The 24,082-nt window shown below is 73.2% G+C and carries 20 protein-coding genes; 11 read left to right on the top strand and 9 right to left on the bottom strand.

The window, feature by feature from the left end:
• Positions 1-119 precede the first annotated feature (119 nt).
• The 4 genes from ABGA99_RS05720 to hutH all read right to left on the bottom strand — a co-directional run bounded on the left by ABGA99_RS05720 (position 120) and on the right by hutH (position 5,584).
• Positions 120-803, bottom strand: a complete 684-nt coding sequence (locus ABGA99_RS05720) for an ABC transporter ATP-binding protein (protein ID WP_347576443.1) — start codon at positions 801-803, stop codon at positions 120-122.
• Positions 804-854: 51 nt separating this feature from the next.
• Positions 855-2,312: an ABC transporter permease gene (locus ABGA99_RS05715; protein ID WP_347576444.1), complete on the bottom strand. Its 1,458-nt coding sequence runs from the start codon at positions 2,310-2,312 to the stop codon at positions 855-857.
• A gap of 257 nt (positions 2,313-2,569) precedes the next feature.
• Positions 2,570-3,841, bottom strand: coding sequence for an Ig-like domain-containing protein (locus ABGA99_RS05710; protein WP_347576445.1), 1,272 nt, complete (start codon positions 3,839-3,841; stop codon positions 2,570-2,572).
• A 177-nt stretch (positions 3,842-4,018) separates the two neighbouring features.
• Positions 4,019-5,584 carry a histidine ammonia-lyase gene (gene hutH, locus ABGA99_RS05705; protein ID WP_347576481.1) on the bottom strand — a complete coding sequence of 522 codons (1,566 nt, stop codon included), beginning with the start codon at positions 5,582-5,584 and terminating at the stop codon, positions 4,019-4,021.
• 174 nt (positions 5,585-5,758) lie between these two features.
• Between hutH and ABGA99_RS05700 the strand changes: the two genes are divergently transcribed.
• Positions 5,759-6,538: an enoyl-CoA hydratase-related protein gene (locus tag ABGA99_RS05700; RefSeq protein WP_347576446.1), complete on the top strand. Its 780-nt coding sequence runs from the start codon at positions 5,759-5,761 to the stop codon at positions 6,536-6,538.
• Positions 6,539-6,623: 85 nt separating this feature from the next.
• The gene (locus ABGA99_RS05695; protein WP_347576447.1) at positions 6,624-7,727 is read left to right on the top strand and encodes a GGDEF domain-containing protein; all 1,104 of its coding nucleotides are present in this window, start codon (positions 6,624-6,626) and stop codon (positions 7,725-7,727) included.
• A 12-nt stretch (positions 7,728-7,739) separates the two neighbouring features.
• On the opposite strand, the gene ABGA99_RS05690 is transcribed toward ABGA99_RS05695, so the two are convergent.
• Both ABGA99_RS05690 and ABGA99_RS05685 read right to left on the bottom strand, forming a co-directional pair.
• A complete protein-coding gene (locus tag ABGA99_RS05690) occupies positions 7,740-8,957 on the bottom strand; it encodes an adenylate/guanylate cyclase domain-containing protein (RefSeq protein WP_347576448.1) in 1,218 nt (405 codons plus the stop codon).
• Between the two features lie 75 nt (positions 8,958-9,032).
• Positions 9,033-9,899, bottom strand: a complete 867-nt coding sequence (locus tag ABGA99_RS05685) for a biotin--[acetyl-CoA-carboxylase] ligase (RefSeq protein WP_347576449.1) — start codon at positions 9,897-9,899, stop codon at positions 9,033-9,035.
• A gap of 225 nt (positions 9,900-10,124) precedes the next feature.
• Between ABGA99_RS05685 and ABGA99_RS05680 the strand changes: the two genes are divergently transcribed.
• The 5 genes from ABGA99_RS05680 to ABGA99_RS05660 all read left to right on the top strand — a co-directional run bounded on the left by ABGA99_RS05680 (position 10,125) and on the right by ABGA99_RS05660 (position 15,134).
• Positions 10,125-11,732 carry an acyl-CoA carboxylase subunit beta gene (locus ABGA99_RS05680; RefSeq protein WP_347576450.1) on the top strand — a complete coding sequence of 536 codons (1,608 nt, stop codon included), beginning with the start codon at positions 10,125-10,127 and terminating at the stop codon, positions 11,730-11,732.
• A gap of 23 nt (positions 11,733-11,755) precedes the next feature.
• Positions 11,756-11,968, top strand: a complete 213-nt coding sequence (locus tag ABGA99_RS05675) for an acyl-CoA carboxylase subunit epsilon (RefSeq protein ID WP_347576451.1) — start codon at positions 11,756-11,758, stop codon at positions 11,966-11,968.
• A 72-nt stretch (positions 11,969-12,040) separates the two neighbouring features.
• Entirely contained in the window at positions 12,041-12,187 is a 147-nt protein-coding gene (locus tag ABGA99_RS05670) for a hypothetical protein (RefSeq protein ID WP_164492577.1), read from the top strand.
• A 123-nt stretch (positions 12,188-12,310) separates the two neighbouring features.
• On the top strand, positions 12,311-12,919 hold the full coding sequence (locus ABGA99_RS05665; protein WP_347576452.1) for a nucleoside triphosphate pyrophosphatase: 609 nt from the start codon (positions 12,311-12,313) through the stop codon (positions 12,917-12,919).
• A 457-nt stretch (positions 12,920-13,376) separates the two neighbouring features.
• Positions 13,377-15,134: a biotin carboxylase N-terminal domain-containing protein gene (locus ABGA99_RS05660; protein ID WP_347576453.1), complete on the top strand. Its 1,758-nt coding sequence runs from the start codon at positions 13,377-13,379 to the stop codon at positions 15,132-15,134.
• A gap of 43 nt (positions 15,135-15,177) precedes the next feature.
• On the opposite strand, the gene ABGA99_RS05655 is transcribed toward ABGA99_RS05660, so the two are convergent.
• Positions 15,178-16,608: an MFS transporter gene (locus ABGA99_RS05655; RefSeq protein ID WP_347576454.1), complete on the bottom strand. Its 1,431-nt coding sequence runs from the start codon at positions 16,606-16,608 to the stop codon at positions 15,178-15,180.
• Between the two features lie 118 nt (positions 16,609-16,726).
• On the opposite strand from ABGA99_RS05655, the gene ABGA99_RS05650 reads away from it, so the two are divergent.
• Positions 16,727-17,311 (top strand): TetR/AcrR family transcriptional regulator, encoded by a 585-nt coding sequence (locus ABGA99_RS05650; RefSeq protein WP_347576455.1) that lies wholly within the window; start codon positions 16,727-16,729, stop codon positions 17,309-17,311.
• A 122-nt stretch (positions 17,312-17,433) separates the two neighbouring features.
• Positions 17,434-18,663, top strand: coding sequence for an MFS transporter (locus ABGA99_RS05645; protein ID WP_347582250.1), 1,230 nt, complete (start codon positions 17,434-17,436; stop codon positions 18,661-18,663).
• A gap of 121 nt (positions 18,664-18,784) precedes the next feature.
• Here the strand turns inward: ABGA99_RS05645 and ABGA99_RS05640 are convergent, their stop codons facing one another.
• Both ABGA99_RS05640 and ABGA99_RS05635 read right to left on the bottom strand, forming a co-directional pair.
• The gene (locus ABGA99_RS05640) at positions 18,785-19,765 is read right to left on the bottom strand and encodes a DeoR/GlpR family DNA-binding transcription regulator (protein ID WP_347576457.1); all 981 of its coding nucleotides are present in this window, start codon (positions 19,763-19,765) and stop codon (positions 18,785-18,787) included.
• Positions 19,766-19,904: 139 nt separating this feature from the next.
• The gene (locus ABGA99_RS05635) at positions 19,905-21,356 is read right to left on the bottom strand and encodes an NAD(P)H-quinone dehydrogenase (RefSeq protein ID WP_347576458.1); all 1,452 of its coding nucleotides are present in this window, start codon (positions 21,354-21,356) and stop codon (positions 19,905-19,907) included.
• A gap of 99 nt (positions 21,357-21,455) precedes the next feature.
• Between ABGA99_RS05635 and ABGA99_RS05630 the strand changes: the two genes are divergently transcribed.
• Together ABGA99_RS05630 and ABGA99_RS05625 are read left to right on the top strand one after the other, a co-directional pair.
• Entirely contained in the window at positions 21,456-22,262 is an 807-nt protein-coding gene (locus ABGA99_RS05630) for a purine-nucleoside phosphorylase (RefSeq protein WP_347576459.1), read from the top strand.
• A 124-nt stretch (positions 22,263-22,386) separates the two neighbouring features.
• Positions 22,387-24,078 carry a phospho-sugar mutase gene (locus ABGA99_RS05625; RefSeq protein WP_347582249.1) on the top strand — a complete coding sequence of 564 codons (1,692 nt, stop codon included), beginning with the start codon at positions 22,387-22,389 and terminating at the stop codon, positions 24,076-24,078.
• The last annotated feature ends 4 nt before the right edge of the window (positions 24,079-24,082 follow it).

Genomic DNA, 24,082 nt, shown 5'->3' with positions numbered 1-24,082 from the left:
GTGCCGTACGACGTATGCCGTGCGGCGCCTCCCGTACGCCCCGGGGCACGCAGGGGCGCGTACGGGCACCTTCGCGCCCGTACGCGCCCTCCCCCCGAGACCCCCGTGCCTCTCCGGCGCTACGCCGCCTCCCGCTCCGTGACCTTCAGCCGGCCCTTCTTGATCACCGCCAGCCGCGGTGCCCGCCGGGCGATCGCGCTGTCGTGCGTGACCAGCACGTACGTCAACCCCAGCTCCTTCCACAGCCCTTCCAGCAGCGCCACGATGTCGTCCCGGGTGTCCTCGTCGAGGTTGCCGGTCGGCTCGTCGGCCAGCAGCACCTTCGGCTGCTTCACCAGCGCCCGCGCGATGGCCACGCGCTGCTGCTGCCCGCCGGACAGCTCGCCGGGCAGATGCGTCAGCCGCTCGGTCAGGCCCACGGACTCCAGCGCCTCCGCCGCCCGCTTGGCGCGCTCGGTCGCCTTCACGCCGAGCGGCACGAGGGCGGTCTCGACGTTCTCCTGGGCGCTGAGGGTGGGGATGAGGTTGAAGCTCTGGAAGACGAAGCCGATGGTCGCGGCCCGTACCCGGGTGAGCGCGGCCTCGCTGAGGCCGCCGAGGTCGGTGCCGTCGAGGCTGAGCGTGCCGGAGGTCGCGCGGTCCAGGCCGCCGAGCAGTTGCAGCAGCGTCGACTTGCCGCCGCCCGTGGGGCCGCGGACGACGAGCTGGTCGCCGTCGGCGATGGTGAGGTCGACGCCGGCGAGGGCGTCGATGGCCTCCTTGCCGCGCTGGTAGCGCTTGGTGACGCCGGTGAGCTGGTACATCGTGGTCAACTCCTGGGTGCCGCGGGGTGAGGTGGTCGGGGGAGGGTGGGGCTACTCGACGCGCCGCAGCGCGTCCGCCGGCCGCAGCCGCGCCGCCCGCCAGCCGCCGAAGAGGCCGGCGATCAGCCCGCCGGCGACCGCGAGCGCGACGGCCAGGGCGATCACGGACAGCGTCACGGGCGCCTGCAGTGCGACTTCCACGGTGGAGTTCGCCGCGTCCACCATCTCCTTCGGCCCGCGCATCACGGCGCCCTCGGGCATGTCGGAGCCGGGGCCCACCGAGGCGTCGAGCGTCGGGGCGACGGTCGTCACGATGTACGCCCCGGCGACCCCGAGCGCGATGCCGAGGACGCCGCCGAGGATGCCGTTGACGAACGCCTCACCCATCACCTGCCGGACGACGCGCCCGCTGCGCCAGCCGAGGGCCTTGAGCGTGCCGAACTCCCGCACGCGCCGGCCGACCGCGGACATCGTGAGCAGCCCGGCGAGCAGGAAGGCGGCGATCAGCACGACGACCGAGAGCCACTTGCCGATGTTGGTGGCCAGGTTGGAGGCGGTGGAGAGGTTGCCGGAGACCTGCTCGGCGAGGTCGGAGGCGGAGGTCACGCTGGCGCCGGCCACGTTCTCGTCGATGGCGTCCTCGACGGCGGGGATGTCCTCGGAGCTGTCGGCCTTGACGTAGATGGTGGAGACCTTGTCCTCCAGGTCGGCGTCGGACAGCTCCTGGGCGCGCTTGAGCGGGATGTAGACGTTCGCGGTGGCGGCGCCGGTGTCGGCGGTGGCGATGCCGACGATCTCGAACTTCTTGCCCTTGATGGTGACCTCGTCGCCGACCTTCAGGTCCTCGTCCTTGGCGTACGCGCTGTCGACGACCGCCTTGAGGGCGTCGGTGTCGTTCTTGCCGAAGGTCACGCCGTCGCTGATCTTGGACGAGGAGAGCGGGCCGACGTCCTGCTCGGTGACGTCGAGGCCGGTGACGGTGAAGGAGTCGACGTCGATGTCGGCGCCGCCGCCCTCGATCCGCGGGCCGCCCCCGCCTCCGCCGCCGGGTCCGCCCTGGCCGGGAGCCGCCTTATCGGTGGCGCCGCCCTCGATCTTCCCCTGCTGGAAGTCGCCCTTGAACTCGATGTCGTTGAGCGCCAGCGCGCCCACCGCCGTGTCGACGCCGTCCTGGGCCTCGACCTCGTCGACGACCGAGTCGTCGAGGTGGTCGAAGCCGCCGAGCGGCATCAGCCGGTCGTCGGTCTTGGTGGCGTCCTCACCGTCCTCGCCCGGTCCGATACGGAAGCTCTGCGGACCGCCGCCGCTCTCGTCCGCCTCCTTGCTGACGGTGAGGTCGGTGCCCACGCCGTAGAGGGAGTGGAGGACTTCGTCCTGGGCGTCGCGCATGCCGGCGGCCACGGATGACACGGTGATGACGAGGCCGATCCCGAGCGCGAGGCCGAGGGCGACGACCAGTGCGGCCTTTCTGCGCCGGCGCAACTCGCGCCGCAGGTAGGTGAGGAACATGCGGCGAAGCTATGGCGCGATGTTGGGGAAAGGCTGAGGTCACCGTGAGAGTGCCATGAGAAAGGGCCGGGCCTCGCCGTACGTACGTCGTACGGTCCAGGTCCCGGCCCTGTGCCGGTGCTACGGCGCACGCCCGCGGCGCCCGCCGGAGGAAGGCGCTCCGCGCCCCCCTGCCCTGCGGTACGCCGGAGCGCACGGGGCATCGGCTCCGTGCGCCCTCGGCGCACCGCGTCGGCTCGGCGGCGGCGCGCCTCGGCTCAGAGCGCGCTGCCCTGCTGCCAGGCGGCCCAGTCCATGTTCCAGCCGTTGAGGCCGTTGTCCGGGGCGATGGTCTCGTCGGGCGAGTTCTTGACGATCACGACGTCACCGACCAGCGACTGGTCGTAGAACCACGCGCCGTCCGTACCGGAGTCGTCCGCGCCCTGCTTGTCGAACAGGCCGACGCAGCCGTGGCTGGTGTTGGCGCTGCCGAAGACGCCCCGGCCGCCCCAGTAGTTGCCGTGGATGAACGTGCCGGAGGTGGACAGGCGCATGGCGTGCGGCACGTCCGGGATGTCGTACTCGCTCTCGCCTTCGTCGTCGGTGAAGCCGACCGTCGAGCCGTCCATCCGGGTCTCCTTGTGCTTCTCGGAGATCACCATCTGGCCGTTGTACGTGGGGTTCTCGGGCGAACCGGCGGAGATCGGGATGGTCTTGACCTTCTTGCCGTCCCGCACGACCTCCATCGTCATGGCCTTGACGTCGACGGTGGTGACCTGCGAGCGGCCCACGGTGAAGCTCATCTCGCGGTCCTGCACGCCGAAGACGCCGGGCGACGCCTCGACGCCGTCGAGGTTCATGTCCATGGTGACGGTGGAGCCCGCCTCCCAGTACTCCTCCGGACGGAAGTCGAGCCGGGTGTCGTTGAACCAGTGGCCGACGACCTCCTGGCCGCTGCTCGTCTCGACCCCGATCTTCGACTCGACGGCCGCCTTGTCCTCGACCGGCTTGTCGAAGTTGAGCGACACGGGCATGCCGACGCCGACCTCGGTGCCGTCCTCCGGCGTGAAGTAGCCGATCACGCTGTTCTCGGCGGACACCGTGGAGAAGTTCGCGTTGGAGGTGGACACCTGGCCGTCGCCGTCCTTGGCCTTGGCCGTGATCCGGTACTCCGTGCCGCGCTCCAGCGCCGCGTCCGGGGTCCAGGAGGCGCCGTCGTCCGCGATGGTGCCGGCGATCGGCTCGGTGCTGCCGACCGCGGTCAGCACGACCTCGGTGAGCTTGCCTCCCTTGACCGTGACCTCGGTGTCGGAGTTGATCCCGACGTTCTCCGTACCGTCCTTGGGCGCGATCGATATTCGGGCGTCCGGCACGTTCTTCTTCTCGTCCGAGGCGGACTCCTTCTTGTCCCCGGAGCCTTCCGCATTGCTGTCGCCGCCGCATGCGGTCAGCCCCAGCACGGCACTCATCGCCAGCGCGGTCAGCGCCACCCCGCGCCGCCCCTTGCCGTACACCCTCACGTCGTAACTCCCCTTCACCGCGAAGGGCACGATGCCCTGTCTCACGGAGTAGGACGCCCAGTCCCCACTAGTCCGTTCCGTACTGCCTACCCACTGTGGCACACGCCACCGACGCTCCTGACCGGCGGTCGGGCGTATCGCCCCGCATCCGGTCGGAAGGAGAGGGAACGGCGCAGGTCAGCGCCCATTCGATCAGATTGCGACGAATCAGGAAAGAGGCCCTGTGACGGACTCCGCCGCCGCGACGAGCCGACCAGAACGGACCAATCCCTCTGCTGCCGCCAAATCCGGCGACAGGAACCGGTCGTCCCCCGGCCCCGCGACCCCCGCGTCGCGCACGGCGCGCAGCACGGCCTGCGTGGCGGGCGCCGGCGTGAGTCCGGCGCGCAGCTCGACGGCCCGGGTGGCCGCGTACATCTCGACGGCCAGCACCTTGGTCAGATGGTCGATCGCGGTACGCAGCTTGCGCGCCGCGGACCAGCCCATCGAGACGTGGTCCTCCTGCATCGCCGACGACGGGATGGAGTCGGCCGACGCCGGCACGGCCAGCCGCTTCAATTCGCTGACCAGCGCGGCCTGGGTGTACTGGGCGATCATCAGGCCCGAGTCCACGCCGGGGTCGCCGGCCAGGAAGGCGGGCAGGCCGTGGCTGCGGTTCTTGTCCAGCAGCCGGTCGGTGCGGCGCTCGGCGATGGAGCCGAGGTCGGCGGCGGCGACGGCGAGGAAGTCCAGGACGTATGCGACGGGGGCGCCGTGGAAGTTGCCGTTCGACTCCACGCGCCCCCCGATCACCACCGGGTTGTCGACGGCGGCGGCCAGCTCGCGGTCCGCGACCGTACGGGCGTGGGCGAGGGTGTCCCGGCCGGCGCCGGCGACCTGCGGCGCACAGCGTACGGAGTACGCGTCCTGTACCCGGGGCGCGGCGGGCAGCCCGTCGTGGCCGGTCTGGTGGTGGCCGGTGAGGCCGGAGCCGGCGAGCACCTTGAGCATGTTGGCGGCGCTGGCGGCCTGGCCGGGGTGGGGACGTACGGCGTGCAGTTCCGGCGCGAGCACCCGGTCCGTGCCGAGGAGTGCCTCCAGGGTGAGCGCGGCGGTGACGTCGGCGGCGGTGAGCAGCGCGGCGAGGTCGGCGCAGGCCATGAGCAGCATGCCGAGCATCCCGTCGGTGCCGTTGAGCAGCGCGAGGCCCTCCTTCTCGCGCAGGGTCACGGGCGCGAGGCCGTGCGCTGCCAGCAGTTCGGCGGCGGGGTGCACGACGCCGTCGGGGCCCTCGGCGTCGCCCTCCCCCATGAGCGCCAGCGCGCAGTGCGAGAGGGGCGCGAGGTCGCCGGAGCAGCCGAGGGAGCCGTACTCGTGGACGACCGGGGTGATGCCGGCGTTGAGCATCCCGGCCATCGCCTGCGCGACCTCGGGCCGTACGCCGGTGTGGCCGGAGGCCAGCGTCTTCAGGCGCAGGAACATCAGCGCCCGTACGACCTCGCGCTCCACCCGCGGGCCCATGCCGGCCGCGTGCGAGCGGACGATGTTGCGCTGGAGCTGCACGCGCAGGTCGGGGCTGATGTGCCGGACGGCGAGCGCACCGAAGCCGGTGGAGACCCCGTACACCGGGTCGGGCTTGGCGGCGAGGTCGTCCACGACGCGGCGCGCGGCGGCAAGTGCGTCGAGGGCGCCTGCCGACAGCTCGACGGGGGCGCCGCGGCGCGCGACGGCGAGGACGTCGTCCGCGGTGGTGCCGGCGGGCCCGAGGACGACCGGCGCGGGACGGGAGTGCATATTCATATTCAGAAACCTTACGAAGTGAATCCTGAGCTGTCACGGGCGCTGCACGGACCCCCTCGCCGGACGTCCAACTGATCAGAAAACGCACTTGGTCAGCCCTGGCGCGGCACGGCTTCACGCACTACGTTAGCGAGCGTTAACGCCACGAGCCGCCGGAGGCCGATACGCATGGGCGAGGGCATCGCCGTCCGCACGCACGAGCACGTCGCCGAGCTGGTCCTCGACCGGCCGGAGGCCATGAACGCCGTCTCCACCGAGCTGGCCCGCGTGCTCACCGAGACCACCGCGCGGCTGGCCGCGGACGCCTCCGTACGGGCCGTGGTGCTCACCTCCAGCCACGAGCGGGCGTTCTGCGTCGGCGCGGACCTCAAGGAGCGCAACGGCTTCACCGACGCCGACATGCACCGCCACCGCCCCACCTCGCGCGCCGCGTACACGGGGGTGCTGGAGCTGCCGATGCCGGCCATCGCGGCGGTGCACGGCTTCGCGCTCGGCGGGGGGTACGAGCTGGCGCTGTCCTGCGACTTCATCGTCGCCGACGAGACGGCGGTGGTCGGGCTGCCGGAGGTGTCGGTCGGGGTGGTGCCGGGCGGCGGCGGGACGCAGTTGCTGCCGCGCCGGGTGGGCTCCGCGCGGGCGGCAGAGCTGATCTTCACCGCGCGCCGGGTGGAGGCGGCGGAGGCCCATGCGCTGGGCCTGGTCGACCGGCTGGTGCCGGCGGGCGAGGCCCGTACGACGGCGCTGGACCTGGCGCGGCGCATCGCGGGCAACTCGCCGGTGGGCGTACGGGCCGCGAAGCGCGCGCTGCGGCTGGGCTACGGGCGGGAGCTGCGGGCGGGGCTGGAGATCGAGGACGCGGCCTGGCACCGGACGGCGCTGTCCGCCGACCGGAAGGAAGGCGTGGCCGCGTTCAACGAGAAGCGCAAACCGGAGTGGCCGGGGACGTGAGGGGCGGGCGAAGGGCGTCGCCTCCCTCATAGTGAGCAATCGGCCTAAATCCTGCAAATGGGGATTGATTGCCTACCCTGGAGCCGTGACGGGCAACGACCGGCCCCCGGACCAACCGCTGCGCGCCGTGGTCGAGCTGGCCCGGGCGCTCGCGGACGCGGCCACGCCCCGCGACACCGTCCACGCGGCGGCGGCGGGCGCCAGGCGCGCGCTGGCCGGATCGTTCGCGGCGGTGTCCGTCTGGGAGCGGGAGCGCGGGCGGCTGCGGGTGCTCGTGAACGACGGCGAGCGGACGCCCGACGAGGAGGAGTTCCCGCCGGACGAGTCGTACCCCCTGCGCGACTTCCCCGACCTGGCTTCGCCCGGCGGCCCCTGGACGGCGACGGAGGACTCCCCGGGGCCAAGGGGGGAGATGCTGCGGCGGCGGGGGCGGGGCAGTTGCCTGTTCGCGCCGATTCCGGTGCACGGGCGGGCGTGGGGTGAGTTGTACGTCGCCCGCCCGCGCGGCGCGGCGGCCTTCACCCCGTACGACGAGAGCTTCGCGGCGGCGCTGAGCGCGGTGGTGGCGGCGGCGCTGGCGCAGACGGAGCGGCTGGAGGAGGCGCGGCGGCTGGCGTTCACGGACCCGTTGACGGGGCTGGCCAACCGCCGGGCGCTGGACCTGCGGCTGGACGAGGCGGTGGCGCAGCACCGGGCGGCGGGCACGGTGGTCAGTCTGGTGGTCTGCGACGTCAACGGGCTCAAGGAGGTCAACGACTCACTCGGCCACGCGGGCGGCGACCGTCTGCTGGAACGATTCGGCTCGCTGCTGTCGCTCCACGGGGCCGCGCTGCCGGACACGTTGGCCGCCCGGCTGGGCGGCGACGAGTTCTGCCTGCTGTCGGCGGGCCCTCCGGCGGACGACGTGGTCCGCACGGCGACGGAGTTGTGCGTACGGGCGGCGACGCTGGACCCGGGCCGGGGGGTCGCGTGCGGGGTGGCGTCGACGGGGGACCCGATCGGTCCGGTGCCGTCGGGGCGGCGGCTGCTGCGGCTGGCGGACGCGGCGCAGTACGCGGCGAAGGCGGCGGGGTCGGAGGGACCGGTGGTGGCGGGGCGGGACAGGGAGGTGACGCGGCTGGCGGACGACCCGCCGCGGGGGCGGAGCCGCAGATCGTTCAGAGGGCGGCAGACGGGGAATCAGGGGTAGGTGGCGGGACCGTCAGCCGCGGCGGCTCAGCAGCCACGGCTCCACCACGCCCAGCCCCCGCACGGGCCGCTGCCACATCGGCTGCAGCGCGAAGCGGTACGAGGGCGCCTCCTCGGTGCCGCCCTCCGCCGCCGCCTTCTCCGCCGCCGTGGCCGCGGCCTCCGACTCCGGGGCGGCACCGTCCCGTATCAGCTCCTCGGCGAAGTCGCCGTGGACCAGCACCGTGTCCTTCGGCGCGATCGACGTCAGCCGCGACGCCAGGTTGACCGTCGTGCCGAAGACGTCGCCCATCCGCGTCGTCACCGTGCCGAAGGCGATCCCCACCCGCAGCTCCGGCATCGTCTCGTCGTGGGCCAGGGTCTCGATCAGGCGGATGCCGATCTCCGCCGCCGTGCCCGCGTCGTCCGCGGAGAACAGCACCTCGTCGCCCAGGGTCTTGATGAGCCGGCCGCCGTGGGCGGCGACCAGGTCGGCGGCGGTGGTCTCGAACGCCTCGACCAGCTCGCCCAGCTCCTCCTCCTCCAGCCGCCGGGTCAGCCGGGTGAAGCCCACCAGGTCGGCGAAGCCCACCGCGAGACGCCGGTCGACCATCTCGTCGTCGTCCTGTGCCTGGACGACCCGGCCGGTGGCGGCGGCGAGCTGGCGCCGCCAGACGTAGACGAGGAACTCCTCCAGCTCCGGCAGCAGCAGCTCGACCAGCGGGTAGGCGATCTCCGTACGGGACATGCCCTCCTGCGGCTCGGTGAGCCCTTCGAGGAAGGAGTCGATCTGCCAGTCCGCCAGCCGGGCCGTGGTCTGCCCGGTGGAGCGCGCCACCTGCACGGCCATGCCCTCGCTCAGCAGCCCGGCCTCCACCAGGCCGGCCAGCCGGCGCAGGGCGAGGACGTCGGCCTCGGTGAGCGCCTTGGCCTGGCCGATGTCGGCGAAGCCCATGGCGCGCCAGAAGCGGGCCGCCAGCTCCATCGGCACACCCGCGGCGCGGGCGGCCTGGAAGGGCGTGTAGCGGCGGTCGGAGCCCAGGATGAGCTGCTCGATGCGGATCGCGATCGGGTCTTCGTCACTCTCGGGTTCCTCCGGATCTTCCGGAGCTTCCGGAAGATCCGGGTCTTCTACGCCCTCGGGGCCCGCGGCGGCCGCAGCGCCCGCCGAGTCCGCGGCGGCCGCCGAGCCTTCCGGACCCACCGGGTCCCTCGGCTCCTCCGCACCTGAGGAGCCCGCAACCTCACTCACCGGCTGCCCCCTCCCCCCGTCCGTTCCCTGGCCACCGCCCTTGCGGTCCCCACGATACGGGAATTGTGGCCCAGCTCACTCCGCTTGCGCAGCGGACCGCAGGTGCACCACGTCCCCCGCGCTGACCGGCTCCGCCAGCCCCGCCGCCGTGGCCAGAACCAGCCGGCCGTCACCGTCCACCGCGACGGCCTCCCCCGTCACCGCCGTCCCGCCCGGCAGCTCCGCGCGGACCTGCCGGCCGAGCGTCGCGCAGCCGGCCGCGTACGTCTCCTGCAGCCGGGCGCCGGCCGGGTCTCCGCCGGCGCTGCGCCAGCTTCCGTACCACCGCTCCAGCGACCGCAGCAGCGCGCGCAGCAGGGTGTCCCGGTCCGTGACCTTCGCGCCGGCCAGCGCCAGCGAGCCGGCCTGCGGGACGGGCAGTTCCCCGGCGCGCAGGGTGACGTTGATGCCGATGCCCAGGACCACGGACTCGCTCGCGGCGTCGGTGCGCTCCACGAGGATGCCGCCCGCCTTGCGCTCCTCGCCGCCGACGGTCACGAGCACGTCGTTCGGCCACTTCAGCGCGGTGTCCACGCCCGCGGCCCGCGGCAGCGCGGTCGCCACGGCGACGCCCGCGAGCAGCGGCAGCCAGCCCCACCGGCTGACGGGCACGCCCTCGGGGCGCAGCAGTACGGAGAAGAAGAGCCCGGATCTGGGCGGTGCCGACCACCGGCGCTCCAGCCGGCCGCGCCCCGCGGTCTGCTCCTCGGCGACCAGCACCGCACCTTCGGCCGCCCCCTCGCGGGCGCGCGCGGTGAGGTCGGCGTTCGTGGAGCCGGTGGCCTCGACGACGTCGAGCGACGTCCACAGCCCCCCGGTGCGTACGAGCGCCCGGCGCAGCGCGTCGGCGTTCAGCGGCGGACGGTCGAGGTCGGACCAGCGGCTTCCCCGATCTGCACTCATACGGCCACCCTACGGCCAGACATCGGCCCCACCGCCGCCGACGCCACGCGGCCTTTACGCCCGCCGGGTGCCGGCGTCACCACCGCCCCGACGGCGCCACGCGGCGGGTGTGGCCAACGCCGCACCCGTAGGGCAGCCGCGCGCCGATAACCTACGTAGCGGTAAGTCCCGCACTCCCCCGGGTCCCCCGCCCGGAGGCCCCCGACGAGCAGGAGCTGCACCGCGATGGCCATGGCGCACGAGCCCCCCGCCGAGACGGCGGACAGCCACACGACGGGCGGCCGGCTCGCCGATCTGAGCCGGCGGATCGAGGAGGCCACGCACGCCGGATCGGCGCGCGCGGTGGAGAAGCAGCACGCGAAGGGCAAGCTGACCGCGCGCGAGCGGGTCGACCTGCTGCTGGACGACGGGTCGTTCACGGAGCTGGACGAGTTCGCCCGGCACCGCGCGACGAACTTCGGCATCGAGGCCAACCGCCCGTACGGCGACGGCGTGGTCACCGGCTACGGGACCGTCGACGGCCGCCCCGTCGTGGTCTATTCGCAGGACTTCACGGTCTTCGGCGGCTCCCTCGGCGAGGTCTACGGCGAGAAGATCGTCAAGGCGATGGACTTCGCCATGAAGACCGGCTGCCCGATCATCGGCATCAACGACGGCGGCGGCGCGCGCATCCAGGAGGGCGTCGTCGCGCTGGGGCTGTTCGCGGAGATCTTCCGCCGCAACGTGCACAGCTCGGGTGTCGTCCCGCAGATCAGCGTCATCGTCGGCCCGTGCGCGGGCGGCGCGGTGTACTCCCCGGCCATCACGGACTTCACCGTCATGGTGGACGGCATCTCGCACATGTTCATCACAGGACCCGACGTCATCAAGACCGTCACCGGCGAGGACGTCGGCTTCGAGGAGCTGGGCGGCGCCCGTACGCACAACACCACCTCGGGTGTCGCGCACCACATGGCGGGCGACGAGAAGGACGCCTTCGAGTACGTCAAGGCGCTGCTGTCGTACCTGCCGTCCAACAACCTCAGCGAGCCGCCCGCCTTCCCCGAGGAGGGCGAGGCGTCGGTCACGGATGAGGACCGGGAGCTGGACACCCTCATCCCCGACTCGGCGAGCCAGCCGTACGACATGCACGCCGCCATCGAACACGTGCTGGACGACCGCGAGTTCCTGGAGACCCAGGCGCTGTACGCGCCGAACATCATCACCGGCTTCGGCCGCGTCGAGGGCCACCCCGTCGGCGTCGTCGCCAACCAGCCGATGCAGTTCGCCGGCTGTCTGGACATCAAGGCGAGCGAGAAGGCCGCCCGCTTCGTGCGCACCTGCGACGCCTTCAACGTCCCCGTGCTCACCTTCGTCGACGTCCCCGGCTTCCTGCCGGGCACGGACCAGGAGTACGACGGCATCATCCGCCGCGGCGCCAAGCTCATCTACGCCTACGCCGAGGCCACCGTGCCGCTGATCACCGTGATCACCCGCAAGGCGTTCGGCGGCGCGTACGACGTCATGGGCTCCAAGCACCTCGGCGCGGACCTGAACCTGGCCTGGCCCACCGCGCGGATCGCCGTCATGGGCGCACAGGGCGCGGTCAACATCCTGTATCGCCGCACGCTCGCCGCCATCGAGGACGAGCAGGAGCGGGAGGCGCGGCGCGAGGAGCTGATCCGGGAGTACGAGGACGCGCTGCTGAACCCGTATGCGGCGGCCGAACGCGGGTATGTGGATGCCGTGATCATGCCGTCGGACACGCGGCGGCAGGTGGCGAAGGGACTGCGGGTGCTGCGCAACAAGCGGGAGGCGCTGCCGCCGAAGAAGCACGGGAACATCCCGCTGTAGAGCGACGGTGGCGAGGAGGGCCGATGTCCGACGAGATCAAGGTCGTCCGGGGCAACCCGACGGTGGAGGAGCTGGCGGTGGCGCTGGCGGTGGTCCAGGCGCGGGCGGCGTCGTCCGCCCCGGGTGCGGGCGGCGGGCCGGCGAGCGAGTGGGCGGATCCGGCCCGGCGGGTGCCGGCCCGGCGGACGCCGCAGCCGGGGCCGAAGGCGTGGCGTACGACGTACTGGCCGTCGTAGTCCGGGCCGCACCGCCCGTAATTGAGTACCCGTACTCAGGCGTCCGGGCTTGCGGCCCGGCACCATCGGAAGATGCTCTGGTCCGACCCTCCAGACGAGCCCGACGCGGAGTTGCGTGCGGCGGAACGGCGGCTGCGCCGCGCCGGCTGGCTGCTTGCGCTGGCGGCGGTGGTGACGATGGCCCTGGGGGCGGCGGGACCCGACGTGCTGCCGACGTGAGCCGCCGGCGTACGGGCGCCACGGCAGGTGACGCTTCACAAGTCGTCGTGCGTGCATGACGACTTGTGAAGCGGTGCCCGGCGCCCGGCGGCGATGTCACGGTCGCCGCCTACGATGACGCGCATGACCCACCACCCCGCCCGCACGCTCGTGCTCGCGTCGCAGTCCCCCGCCCGGCTCGCCCTGCTCCGGCAGGCGGGGCTCGCGCCCGAGGTCGTCGTCAGCGGTGTCGACGAGGACGCCGTCACCGCCGCGACCCCCGCGGAGTTGGCGCTCGTGCTCGCCGAGGCGAAGGCCGGCGCCGTCGCCGGGCGGCCGGAGGCGGCGGGGGCGCTGGTCGTCGGCTGCGACTCGGTGCTGGAGCTGGACGGCAGGGCGCTGGGCAAGCCGGTGGACGCCGAGGACGCCACGGCGCGGTGGAAGGCGATGCGGGGCCGCTCCGGGGTGCTGCAGACGGGGCACTGCGTGATCGACACGGCGTCGGGCCGGCGGGCGAGTGCGACCGCCGGGACGGTGGTGCGCTTCGGCGAGCCGAGCGACGCCGAGATCGCGGCGTACGTGGCGACGGGCGAACCGCTGTACGTGGCCGGGGCGTTCACCATCGACGGCCGCTCGTCGGCGTTCATCGACGGCATCGACGGCGACCACGGCAACGTCGTGGGGATCTCGCTGCCGCTGCTGCGCCGCCTGCTCGCGGAGTTGGGGGTGCAGATCACGGACCTCTGGGCTTAGGGCGCGTTCCGGGCCCGTACGGGATGCCGCGCCTGCGGCCGCGTACGGGAAGCGGCACCCCTGGACCGGGTCCGTTCCGCCCCTTCACGCTACTGATGGGTAGTTCGGGGCGGCACGTGTGCGCGCACGACGGACACACGAGGGACACGCGACGGGCACCCGACAGGCTTGCGCCATGGATCCGACCGGACGGGCAACCCGAAAAGATTCCGTCTCGCCTTCGTATGGTTCCCACAAAAAGATGCGCCGTCCATCTGCTCCATGCGCGCGAGACCTTGGCCACACGCGGGTTTCGCGCGCACGGCCCGGGATGCGGCGTACCTTGGGAACTCAGGGCTACGCGCCCGAGTGCGGCGGCGCGGATCACCCTCTGTGTGGGAAAACTCACCTCCGGGATCCCGCAGCGCAGAGGTGTCGCCATTACCTAAAATCTCGGTGTTCCGAGAAGGGAGCCAACGTGCGCAAGGTGCTCATCGCCAACCGTGGCGAAATCGCCGTCCGGGTCGCCCGCGCCTGCCGGGACGCCGGTATCGCCAGCGTGGCCGTCTACGCCGCGCCGGACCGGGACGCACTCCACGTCCGCGTGGCCGACGAGGCCTTCGCGCTCGGCGGTGACACCCCGGCCACGAGCTACCTCGACATCGGCAAGGTGCTCCAGGCCGCCAAGGACTCCGGTGCGGACGCCGTCCACCCGGGGTACGGGTTCCTGTCGGAGAACGCGGAGTTCGCCCAGGCCGTCCTCGACGCCGGCCTGACGTGGATCGGCCCGCCGCCGCAGGCGATCCGCGACCTCGGCGACAAGGTGTCCGCCCGGCACATCGCCCAGCGTGCCGGCGCGCCGCTGGTCGCCGGCACGAAGGACCCGGTCGCGGGCGTCGAGGAGGTCACGGCGTTCGCCGAGGAGCACGGGCTGCCGATCGCGATCAAGGCCGCCTTCGGCGGCGGCGGTCGCGGGCTGAAGGTCGCCCGCACCCTCGAAGAGGTCCCCGAGCTGTACGAGTCGGCGGTGCGCGAGGCCATCGCCGCCTTCGGCCGCGGCGAGTGCTTCGTCGAGCGCTATCTCGACCGGCCGCGGCACGTGGAGACGCAGTGCCTCGCGGACAAGCACGGGAACGTGGTCGTGGTCTCCACCCGGGACTGCTCGCTGCAGCGCCGCCACCAGAAGCTGGTGGAGGAGGCGCCGGCGCCGTTCCTGTCGCCGAAGCAGAACGCCGAGCTGTACCGGGCGTCCAAGGCGATCCTCCGGGAGGCGCGCTACGAGGGCGCGGGCACCTGCGAGTTCCTCGTCGGCCAGGACGGCACGATCTCGTTCCTGGAGGTCAACACCCGGCTCCAGGTGGAGCACCCGGTGACCGAGGAGGTCACGGGCATCGACCTGGTGCGGGAGATGTTCCGTATCGCCGACGGCGAGGAACTGGGGTACGACGACCCGCCGGTGCGGGGTCACTCCTTCGAGTTCCGTATCAACGGCGAGGACCCGGGGCGCAACTTCCTGCCCGCGCCCGGCACGGTGACGGCCTTCGAGCCGCCGGCCGGGCCCGGCGTGCGGCTGGACGCGGGTGTGGAGGCGGGCAGCGTGATCGGCCCGGCCTGGGACTCGCTGCTGGCCAAGCTCATCATCACGGGCGCGACCCGGCAGCAGGCGCTGCAGCGCGCGGCGCGCGCGCTGGACGAGTTCACGGTCTCCGGGATGGCGACGGCGCTGCCGTTCCACCGCGCGGTGGTACGGGACCCGGCGTTCGCACCGGCCTCCGCGATCGAGCCGTTCGCCGTCCACACCCGGTGGATCGAAACGGAGTTCGCGGGCGGCATCGCCCCGTTCGCCGGCGGCGCGGACGCCGACGCGGCGGAGGAGAGCCGCGAGACGCTGGTCGTCGAGGTCGGCGGCAAGCGCCTGGAGGTGTCGCTCCCGTCGTCGCTCGGCGCGGTCGCCTCGGCGGCGGCCGGGCGGTCGAAGCCGAAGCGGCGGGCGGCGAAGAAGTCCGGCTCGGCGGTCTCGGGCGACGCGCTGGCCTCGCCCATGCAGGGCACGATCGTGAAGGTCGCGGTCGAGGAGGGCCAGGAGGTCGCCGAGGGCGATCTGGTGATCGTGCTGGAGGCGATGAAGATGGAGCAGCCCATCAACGCCCATCGCGCGGGCACGGTCAAGGACCTCGCGGCGGAGATGGGCGCGACGGTCACGTCGGGCGCCGTCATCTGCGAGATCAAGGACTGACACGGTCGGGGGCGGGCCCGGCGGGCCCGCCCCCGACGCGGCTTCACGGCGTACGGGGTACGTTCCGGGCCCCCGCCATCAGCAGCAGGGCGACCGCGGAGAACGCCGCCGCGGCGGTGAACGCGGCGCCCGTACCGTCGAAGAACGTGTGGCCCGGGGAGTGCCGCAGGCCCGCGTCGAAGACGGAGACGAGCACGGACAGGCCCAGGCTGCCGCCGACGTACTGCATCGTCTGCAGCAGCCCGGAGGCGGACCCCGCGTCCTCGGGCCCGACGCCGCTGAGGATGAGGGTGGTGAGCTGCATCATCGTCAGCCCGACCCCGACGCCCATGAGCAGCAGCGGACCCAGCAGCCCGTCGACGTAGCCGGAGGAGCCGTCGAGACGGGTGAGCCACAGGATGCCGGCGGTGTTGAGCGTCAGTCCCACCAGTGCGGTGCGCTTCGGCCCGAACCTGGCCTGCGCGCGCGGCGCGAAGCGCGAGGCGGCGAAGAGCGGCAGGGTGAGCGCCAGGAAGGCCAGGCCCGCGCGGAACGGGCTGTAGTCGAGGAACCGCTGCAGGTACTGCGTGGTGAAGTAGAAGACGCCGAACATCCCGGCGGGGACCATCAGCATCGTCCCGTACGAGACCGAGCGGTTGCGGTCCGCGAAGAGCGACAGGACCACCAGCGGCCGGCGGACGCGGAGTTCGACGGCGAGGAAGCCGCCGAGCAGCGCCGCGGCGGCGGCGAAGGCGCCGAGGGCGAGCCCGTCGCCCCAGCCCCGCTCCGCGGTGCGGATGAAGGCGTAGACGAGCGAGGTCATGCCCAGCGTGCCGAGCAGCGCGCCGAGGGCGTCGAACGGACCGCGCTGGCGCGGGGTTTCGTCGAGGTGGCGGGGTGCGAGCCAGGCGATGGCGAGGCCCACGGGCAGGTTGATCAGGAAGACCCAGTGCCAGGACACGAGGTCGGTGAGCGCCCCGCCGAGGACCAGGCCGAGGGCCGATCCCGCGCCGCTGATGGAGGCGAAGACGGCGAGTGCGCGGGCGCGTTGGCGGCCTTCGGGGAAGGTGGTGGCGATCAGGGCGAGGGTGCTGGGGGCGGCGAGGGCGGCGGCGACGCCCTGGGCGGTACGGGCGAAGAGCAGCCAGCCGCCGCTGGGCGCGAGGCCGGCGAGGAGGGAGGCGGCGGTGAAGGCGAGCACGCCGGTGACGAGCGCGCGGCGCCGGCCTATGCGGTCTCCTATGCGGCTGCCGAGGAGCAGCAGGCCGCCGAAGGCGAGGGTGTAGAGGTTGAGGATCCAGGACATCCGGGTCGGGGAGAAGGCGAGGTCGAGCGCGATGTCGGGGAGTGCGACGTTCACCACCGTGGCGTCGACCAGGAACATGAGCTGGGTGGCGACGATCGCGGTGAGCGCGAGCCCCGGGCGGGCGCCGCGGGCCTTTCGGCCCTGACCGCGGATGCCGTGGCCCGGGGGCGTGCGCAGGGATGTGGACACAGATGTGCCTCCGGCAGAGAATGAAGTGGAGGGTAGCTCCGCTTGACTATACGGAGGCTGCCTCCGTTTCTGCAATGGCATTCTTGGGCGGCAGCGGGGACGACGAAGGGTGGTGCCCATGGGAACGGTGCAGGGCCGGCCGATGCGTGCGGACGCACGCCGCAACTACGAACGCCTCCTCGGCGAGGCCGCGGTGGCCTTCGCCGAGCACGGCGCGGACGCCTCGCTGGAGGAGATCGCGCGCCGCGCCGGCGTCGGCATCGGCACGCTGTACCGGCACTTCCCGGACCGTTTCGCGCTCATGGGCGAGGTGTTCCAGACCCAGGTCGACGAGCTGGACGCCGCGGCCAGGATGCTGTCGGCGGAGGCGGGCAGGACGCCGATGGGGGCGCTGGCGGCGTGGATGCGGCGGTATGTGGACGTGTCCTCGACGATCCGCGGCGTCGCGGCGACGCTGATGGACGAGGGTCTGATGGTCAACTGCAAGGAGCAGTTGCGGGAGACCGTCGAGCTGCTGGCCTCGCGCGCGCGTGAGACCGGCGAGCTGCGCGCGGACGTCGCGCCGGACGACCTGCTGCGGCTGACGAGCGCGATCGCGTACGCGGCGGAGAAGGCGTCGGCGAAGAACCCGGAGGACACGGAGGTCGCGGACCGCCTCCTGGGCCTGGCCCTGGACGGCCTGCGCACCCGGCCTCCGTCCTGACGGGCCGGCGGATTCGCGACAGCACCCTGCCGGTCACTATGACGTCGGGAATCGGCCAGACCGCACCGTGAGGCCCTTGTTGCACTGGTCCTGCAACAGCGGAACCTCACAGGGCGGACTCCATGGCTGCACCGACCACCTCCCCCGCACACCCGTCCGGCGAGCCCGGCCGCCCACGCCCCGGCTCCGCGGCGAACGGCTGGCCGGCCGTCGTCTCGGTGACGCTCGGCATCTTCGCGATCGTCACCACGGAGATCCTGCCGATCGGTCTCCTCACCGAGATCGGGACGAGCTTCAGCGTCTCCGACGGGAACGCCGGGCTCATGATGACCATGCCGGGCCTCCTCGCGGCGGCCTCCGCCCCGGTGGTGACGGCGGCGTCCGCCCACGTCGACCGCCGCCTGATGCTGTGTGCGTTCATGGCCCTGCTGGCCGGCGCGAACTTCCTGGCCGCCGCGGCGCCCGACTACTGGGTCGTCCTGGCGTCACGGGTCGTCGTCGGCGTCGTCATCGGCGGCTTCTGGTCGATCGGCGCCTCACTGGCCGAGCGCCTGGTGCCCGCCCCGTCGGTGGGCCGCGCCAGGGCGGTGATCTTCTCCGCGGTACCGCTCGGTTCGGTTCTCGGCGTACCGGCCGGCACCCTCCTCGGAGACCTGGCCGACTGGCGCACCGCGTTCGTGGCCCTGGGCGCCCTGACCGTCGGCGTACTGGTCATGCTGCTGGTCTCCGTGCCGCTCCTGCCGCCCACGCGGACCACCCGGCTCCACGTCCTGCGCGGCATGCTGCGAGGCGTCAACACCCGCTTCGCACTCGTGGTCACGATCCTGATCGTGCTGGCGCACTTCGGCGCGTACACCTACGTGACGCCGTTCCTGGAGCAGGTCACCGAAGCCGGCCCCCGGCTGATCACCGGTCTCCTGCTGGTCTACGGTGCCGCCGGCATCATCGGCAACTTCCTCGGCGGCGCCCTGGTCACCCGCCGTCCCCGCGGGACCTTCGGTCTCGTCGCGGTCGTGATCGCCGCCGCCACGCTCCTGCTCCCCGTCCTGGGGGGCCGGCCGTTCGGTGCCGTGGCGCTGCTGGTCCTCTGGGGCGTGGCCTACGGGGCGGTCCCCGTCTCGTCCCAGACGTGGTTCGCCAAGGCGGCGCCCCACGCGCCCGAGGCGGCGGCGGTGCTGTTCACCGCCTCCTTCCAGGCCACGATCGCCCTCGGTGCCCTGGCCGGCGGCGTCGCCGTGGACCAGACCTCGCCGTCCGCCGTCATGACGTTCGGCGGCGGCGCGGCCGCCCTGGCGGCCGTCGCCGTGTGGATACACCGCACCCGGCGCCTGACATGGCCGGACGGCACCTGAACAACACGTCGCGGCCCCGAAGTCACTTACCCGCGCGTCGCCGGCAGCGCGGCCTCACGGCAGGCACCGCTTCCGTGGCCGGCGCCCCGGGGCTCTCCCGGGCCCCAGGGGGCTCGCGGAACTACCGGCGGCGTGGGGCCAGGTCTGCCACCCTGCCCTGGTCGGGGAGGGCCGTGGCGGTACGCATGGCCGACGCCGCCGACTGGGGTGTCCGGCGCTGGCCCGGGAGTGGGACGCTTTCCTCGCCGCGCCGCCGCTCACCCCCGTGCCGGGGGTGCCGGCGGGGTGCCGGGGGGCCGCTCTCACCGCCCGCCGGCTGCTCCGGGCCCGCGACCGCGATCTGCACCCCCTGGTCCGCCAGCGCCTGCAACTCCGTGCCCGCCCGCTCGTCGTTCGACGGCGGCTCGTCCGTGACCAGGCGCGTGATCACGTCGGTGGGCACCGTCTGGAACATCGTGTCGGTGCCCAGCTTGGAGTGGTCCGCGAGCACCACGACCTCCGCCGCGGCCTGCACGAGCGCCCGGTCGACGCTCGCCGACAGCATGTTGGACGTGGACAGCCCGCGCTCGGCGGTCAGCCCGCTGCCGGAGAGGAACGCGCGCGAGACGCGCAGCCCCTGGAGCGACTGCTCGGCACCGCTGCCCACCAGCGCGTAGTTACTGCCGCGCAACGTGCCGCCGGTCATGACGACTTCGACCCGGTTCGCATGCGCGAGCGCCTGGGCGACGAGCAGGGAGTTGGTCACGACGGTCAGGCCGGGGATGCGCGCGAGCCGGCGGGCCAGCTCCTGCGTGGTCGTACCGGCACCGACGACGACGGCCTCGCCCTCCTCGACGAATCCGGCGGCCAGATCGGCGATCGCGGTCTTCTCCGCGGTCGCGAGATGTGATTTCTGCGGGAAGCCCGACTCACGGGTGAACCCGCCCGGAAGGACCGCCCCTCCGTGCCTTCGGTCCAGCAACCCTTCTGCCTCCAGGGCACGTACGTCTCGGCGTACGGTCACCTCGGAGGTCTGTACGACTCGGGCAAGCTCTCGGAGGGATACGGCCCCATTGGCCCGTACCATTTCCAGGATCAACTGACGACGTTCTGCAGCGAACACGAAACCGACAGTAACGCCAAAGACCGTGTTCTTTCAGCCGCTTGCGTCGATGAGAAGAAAATGCTCCTTGGCGACATCCAGAGGTGGTATAGGTGCTCGGTTGCGCTCGGCACCACCCGCGGCCCGACCAGGTACGGGCCTAGTCGTCGCCGCCCGGCTTGCTGGCCTGGAGCTGCCGCGCGACCTCGGCGATCGACCCCGACAGCGAGGGATAGACGGTAAACGCCTTCGCGATCTGTTCGACGGTCAGATTGTTGTCGACGGCGATCGAGATGGGGTGGATCAGCTCGCTGGCCCGCGGCGCGACCACAACTCCCCCTACCACGATCCCGGTGCCGGGGCGACAGATCAGCTTCACGAATCCGTCCCGCACCCCCTGCATCTTGGCTCGCGGGTTGCGCAGCAGCGGCAGTTTCATCACCCGTGCATCAATGCGCCCCTCGTCCACATCCGACTGCTGGTAACCCACCGTGGCAATCTCGGGGTCCGTGAACACATTCGCGGAGACCGTCTTCAGCCGCAGCGGCGCGACGGTCTCGCCGAGGAAGTGGTACATCGCGATCCGGCCCTGCATCGCCGCCACCGAGGCGAGCGCGAAGACGCCCGTGCAGTCGCCCGCGGCGTAGATGCCCGGCGCGCTGGTGCGCGACACCTTGTCGGTCCAGATGTGTCCGGAGTCCGTCAGCCGCACCCCGGCCTCCTCCAGGCCGATGCCCCGGGTGTTGGGCACCGCGCCGACCGCCATCAGGCAGTGCGAACCGGTGATCACCCGGCCGTCGTTGAGGGTCACCTCGACCCGGTCGCCGACGCGCTTGGCGCCCTGTGCGCGCGAGCGGCTCATCACGTTCATGCCGCGGCGCCGGAAGACGTCCTCCAGCACCGCCGCCGCGTCCGGGTCCTCGCCCGGCAGCACCCGGTCCCGGCTGGAGACCAGCGTGACCCGCGAGCCGAGCGCCTGGTACGCGCCCGCGAACTCCGCTCCGGTGACGCCGGAGCCGACGACGATCAGCTCCTCGGGCAGCTCGTCGAGGTCGTAGACCTGCTTCCAGTTCAGGATCCGCTCGCCGTCGGGCTGCGCGTCGGGCAGCTCGCGCGGGCTGCCGCCGGTGGCGACGAGCACCGCGTCCGCGACCAGCTCGGCCGGCTCCCCGTCGGCGGCCCCGGCCACCAGGACCGTGCGCGAGCCGTCCGGCGCCTGCTGCGGCGAGACGCTCGCCCGGCCCCGTACGACCCGGCCGCCGGCGCGCGTCACGCTCGTGGTGATGTCCTCGGACTGGGCCAGCGCCAGCCGCTTCACCCGGGCGTTGACCTTGCCCAGGTCCACGCCGACGACGCGGGCGGCCTGCTTCTCCGGGGGCGTGTCGTCCGCGACGATGATGCCCAGCTCCTCGTACGAGGAGTCGAAGGTGGTCATCACCTCCGCGGTGGCGATCAGCGTCTTCGACGGCACGCAGTCGGTGAGCACCGACGCACCGCCCAGGCCGTCGGAGTCGACGACCGTCACCTCCGCGCCGAGCTGCGCGGCGACGAGCGCCGCCTCGTACCCGCCGGGGCCACCACCGATGATCACGATCCGAGTCACGTACCCCATTGTCCCCCGCCGCCGCCGACGGCTCCCGCGCGGGGCGGCGGGCCCCCAGTGGGGGGGCCGCTTCTACGCGCGTAGGGGGTGACGGGCTACGCTCGTCGCGTGAACGCATCCACTCCGCACGCCGCCCCCGACGCGGCGGCCGCCGCCGACCGCCTCCGCGAGCTCACCGGGGCCGAAACCCACGACGTCGCCGTCGTGATGGGCTCCGGCTGGGTACCGGCGGCGGAGGCGCTCGGCGCGCCCGAGCACGAGCTGCGCGTCACCGACCTGCCGGGCTTCCCGCCGCCCGCGGTGGAGGGCCACGCCGGGCGGATCCGCTCGTACCGGCTGGGCGGCAAACGGGCACTGGTCTTCCTCGGCCGCACGCACTTCTACGAGGGCCACGGCGTCGCCGCCGTGGCGCACGGCGTGCGCACGGCCGCGGCGGCGGGCTGCAAGACGGTGGTGCTCACCAACGGCTGCGGCGGACTGCGCGAGGGCATGCGGCCCGGCCAGCCGGTGCTGATCGGTGACCACATCAACCTCACCGCGGCCTCGCCGATCGAGGGCGCGCACTTCGTCGACCTGACGGATCTGTACTCGCCGCGGCTGCGGGCGCTGTGCAAGCAGGTGGACGCCAGCCTGGAGGAGGGTGTCTACGCCCAGTTGCCGGGCCCGCACTACGAGACGCCGGCCGAGATCGAGATGCTCCGCCGCCTCGGCGCCGACCTGGTGGGCATGTCGACGGTCTTGGAGGCCATCGCGGCCCGCGAGGCGGGCGCCGAGGTGCTGGGGATCTCGCTGGTGACGAACCTGGCGGCGGGCATGACCGGCGAGCCGCTGAGCCACGAGGAGGTCCTGCAGGCGGGGCGCGACTCGGCGGCGCGGATGGGCGGGCTGCTGGCCGAGGTGCTGCGCCGGGTGTGAGGCTTCAGGCGGTACGCGCCGGGGCGTACGCCGCGACGGGCACGGACGCCGCGACGGGCACGGACGCCGGGACGGGCGGCCGGGGACGGACGGAGAGGACCACAGTGACTGAGGACGACAACCGGTGACCACGGACGCCGCCGCGCTCACCGCCCGGGCCAGGACCTGGCTGGCCGAGGACCCCGACCCCGACACCCGGGCCGAGCTGGCGGCCCTGCTCCGGGCCGACGACACCGCCGCCCTCGCGGACCGCTTCGCGGGCACGCTGCAGTTCGGCACCGCCGGGCTCCGCGGTGAGCTGGGCGCGGGGCCGATGCGGATGAACCGGGCCGTCGTCATCCGCGCCGCCGCGGGGCTGGCCGCGTATCTGAACGAGCAGGGCGCGGGCGGCGGCCTGGTGGTCGTCGGCTACGACGCCCGGCACAAGAGCCACGCCTTCGCCGAGGACACGGCGGCCGTGATGACCGGCGCCGGCTTCCGGGCCGCCGTCCTGCCCCGGCCGCTGCCGACGCCGGTGCTGGCCTTCGCGATCCGCCACCTCGGCGCGGTCGCCGGGGTCACCGTCACCGCCAGCCACAACCCGCCGCGGGACAACGGCTACAAGGTCTACCTCGGCGGCGGCTCCCAGATCGTCCCGCCCGCCGACGCGGGGATCGCCGAGGCCATCGCGGCGGTGGGCCCGCTCGCGGACGTGCCCCGCCCGGAGGGCGGCTGGGAGGTGCTGGGCGAGGAGGTCGTGGAGGCGTACCTCGACCGGGCCGCCACGGTCGTCACCGCGGGCGGCCCCCGGGGCGTACGGACCGTGCACACCGCGCTGCACGGCGTCGGCGCCGCCACCCTCGCCGCCGCCTTCACCCGCGCCGGCTTCCCGGCCCCGGTGCCGGTCGCGGCGCAGGCGGAGCCGGACCCGGACTTCCCGACCGTCGCGTTCCCCAATCCGGAGGAGCCCGGGGCGATGGACCTGGCGTTCGCCACGGCCCGCGCGGCGGCCGGCGGGGACGTCGACGTGATCATCGCCAACGACCCCGACGCCGACCGCTGCGCGGTGGCCGTCCCGGACGCGGCGGCGGACGGGGGCGCGGGCTGGCGGATGCTGCGCGGCGACGAGGTCGGCGCCCTGCTGGCCACGCACCTCGTACGCAAAGGGGCCGCGGGCACCTTCGCCGCGTCCATCGTCTCCTCGTCCCTCATGGGCCGGATCGCGCGGGCCGCGGGCCTGCCGTACGAGGAGACGCTGACGGGCTTCAAGTGGCTGGCCCGGGTCGAGGACCTGCGCTACGCCTACGAGGAGGCCCTCGGCTACTGCGTCGATCCCGCCGGCGTCCGCGACAAGGACGGCATCACCGCGGCCCTGCTCGTCGCCGAGCTGACGGCGGAGCTGAAGGCGGCGGGCCGTACGCTCCAGGACCTGCTGGACGACATCGCCGTGGAGCACGGGCTGCACGCCACGGACCAGCTCTCCGTCCGCGTGGACGACCTGGACGTGATCGCGACGGCGATGCACCGCCTCCGCACGTCCCCGCCGCGGACGGCAGCGGGCCTCCGGGTGACGCGGGCCGAGGACCTCTCGACGGGCACCCCGGCGCTGCCCCCGACGGACGGCCTCCGCTACACGCTGGCGGGCGACGGGGCCCGGGGTGTGGAAGCGGCCCGCGTGATCGTCCGCCCGAGCGGCACGGAACCCAAGCTGAAGTGCTACCTGGAGGCCGTGATCCCGGTCCCGGCCGGACTCCCGGGCCTCCCGGCGGCACGGGCGACGGCGGCGGAGGTCCTGGCGGACCTGAAAACGGACCTGTCCGCGGCGGCGGGCCTCTGAGACA

The organism is Streptomyces sp. B5E4, from assembly GCF_039871555.1.
GTDB lineage: Bacteria > Actinomycetota > Actinomycetes > Streptomycetales > Streptomycetaceae > Streptomyces.
This window is presented reverse-complemented; position numbering and strand designations above follow the sequence as displayed.

Coding starts and splice junctions, on each gene's coding strand:
- ABGA99_RS05680 (WP_347576450.1), top strand. CDS start 10,125: ATGGCCATGGCGCACGAGCCCCCCGCCGAGACGGCGGACAGCCACACG.
- ABGA99_RS05715 (WP_347576444.1), bottom strand. CDS start 2,312: ATGTTCCTCACCTACCTGCGGCGCGAGTTGCGCCGGCGCAGAAAGGCC.
- ABGA99_RS05675 (WP_347576451.1), top strand. CDS start 11,756: ATGTCCGACGAGATCAAGGTCGTCCGGGGCAACCCGACGGTGGAGGAG.
- ABGA99_RS05685 (WP_347576449.1), bottom strand. CDS start 9,899: ATGAGTGCAGATCGGGGAAGCCGCTGGTCCGACCTCGACCGTCCGCCG.
- ABGA99_RS05645 (WP_347582250.1), top strand. CDS start 17,434: ATGGCTGCACCGACCACCTCCCCCGCACACCCGTCCGGCGAGCCCGGC.
- ABGA99_RS05650 (WP_347576455.1), top strand. CDS start 16,727: ATGGGAACGGTGCAGGGCCGGCCGATGCGTGCGGACGCACGCCGCAAC.
- ABGA99_RS05700 (WP_347576446.1), top strand. CDS start 5,759: ATGGGCGAGGGCATCGCCGTCCGCACGCACGAGCACGTCGCCGAGCTG.
- ABGA99_RS05635 (WP_347576458.1), bottom strand. CDS start 21,356: ATGGGGTACGTGACTCGGATCGTGATCATCGGTGGTGGCCCCGGCGGG.
- ABGA99_RS05665 (WP_347576452.1), top strand. CDS start 12,311: ATGACCCACCACCCCGCCCGCACGCTCGTGCTCGCGTCGCAGTCCCCC.
- ABGA99_RS05720 (WP_347576443.1), bottom strand. CDS start 803: ATGTACCAGCTCACCGGCGTCACCAAGCGCTACCAGCGCGGCAAGGAG.
- hutH (WP_347576481.1), bottom strand. CDS start 5,584: ATGCACTCCCGTCCCGCGCCGGTCGTCCTCGGGCCCGCCGGCACCACC.
- ABGA99_RS05670 (WP_164492577.1), top strand. CDS start 12,041: ATGCTCTGGTCCGACCCTCCAGACGAGCCCGACGCGGAGTTGCGTGCG.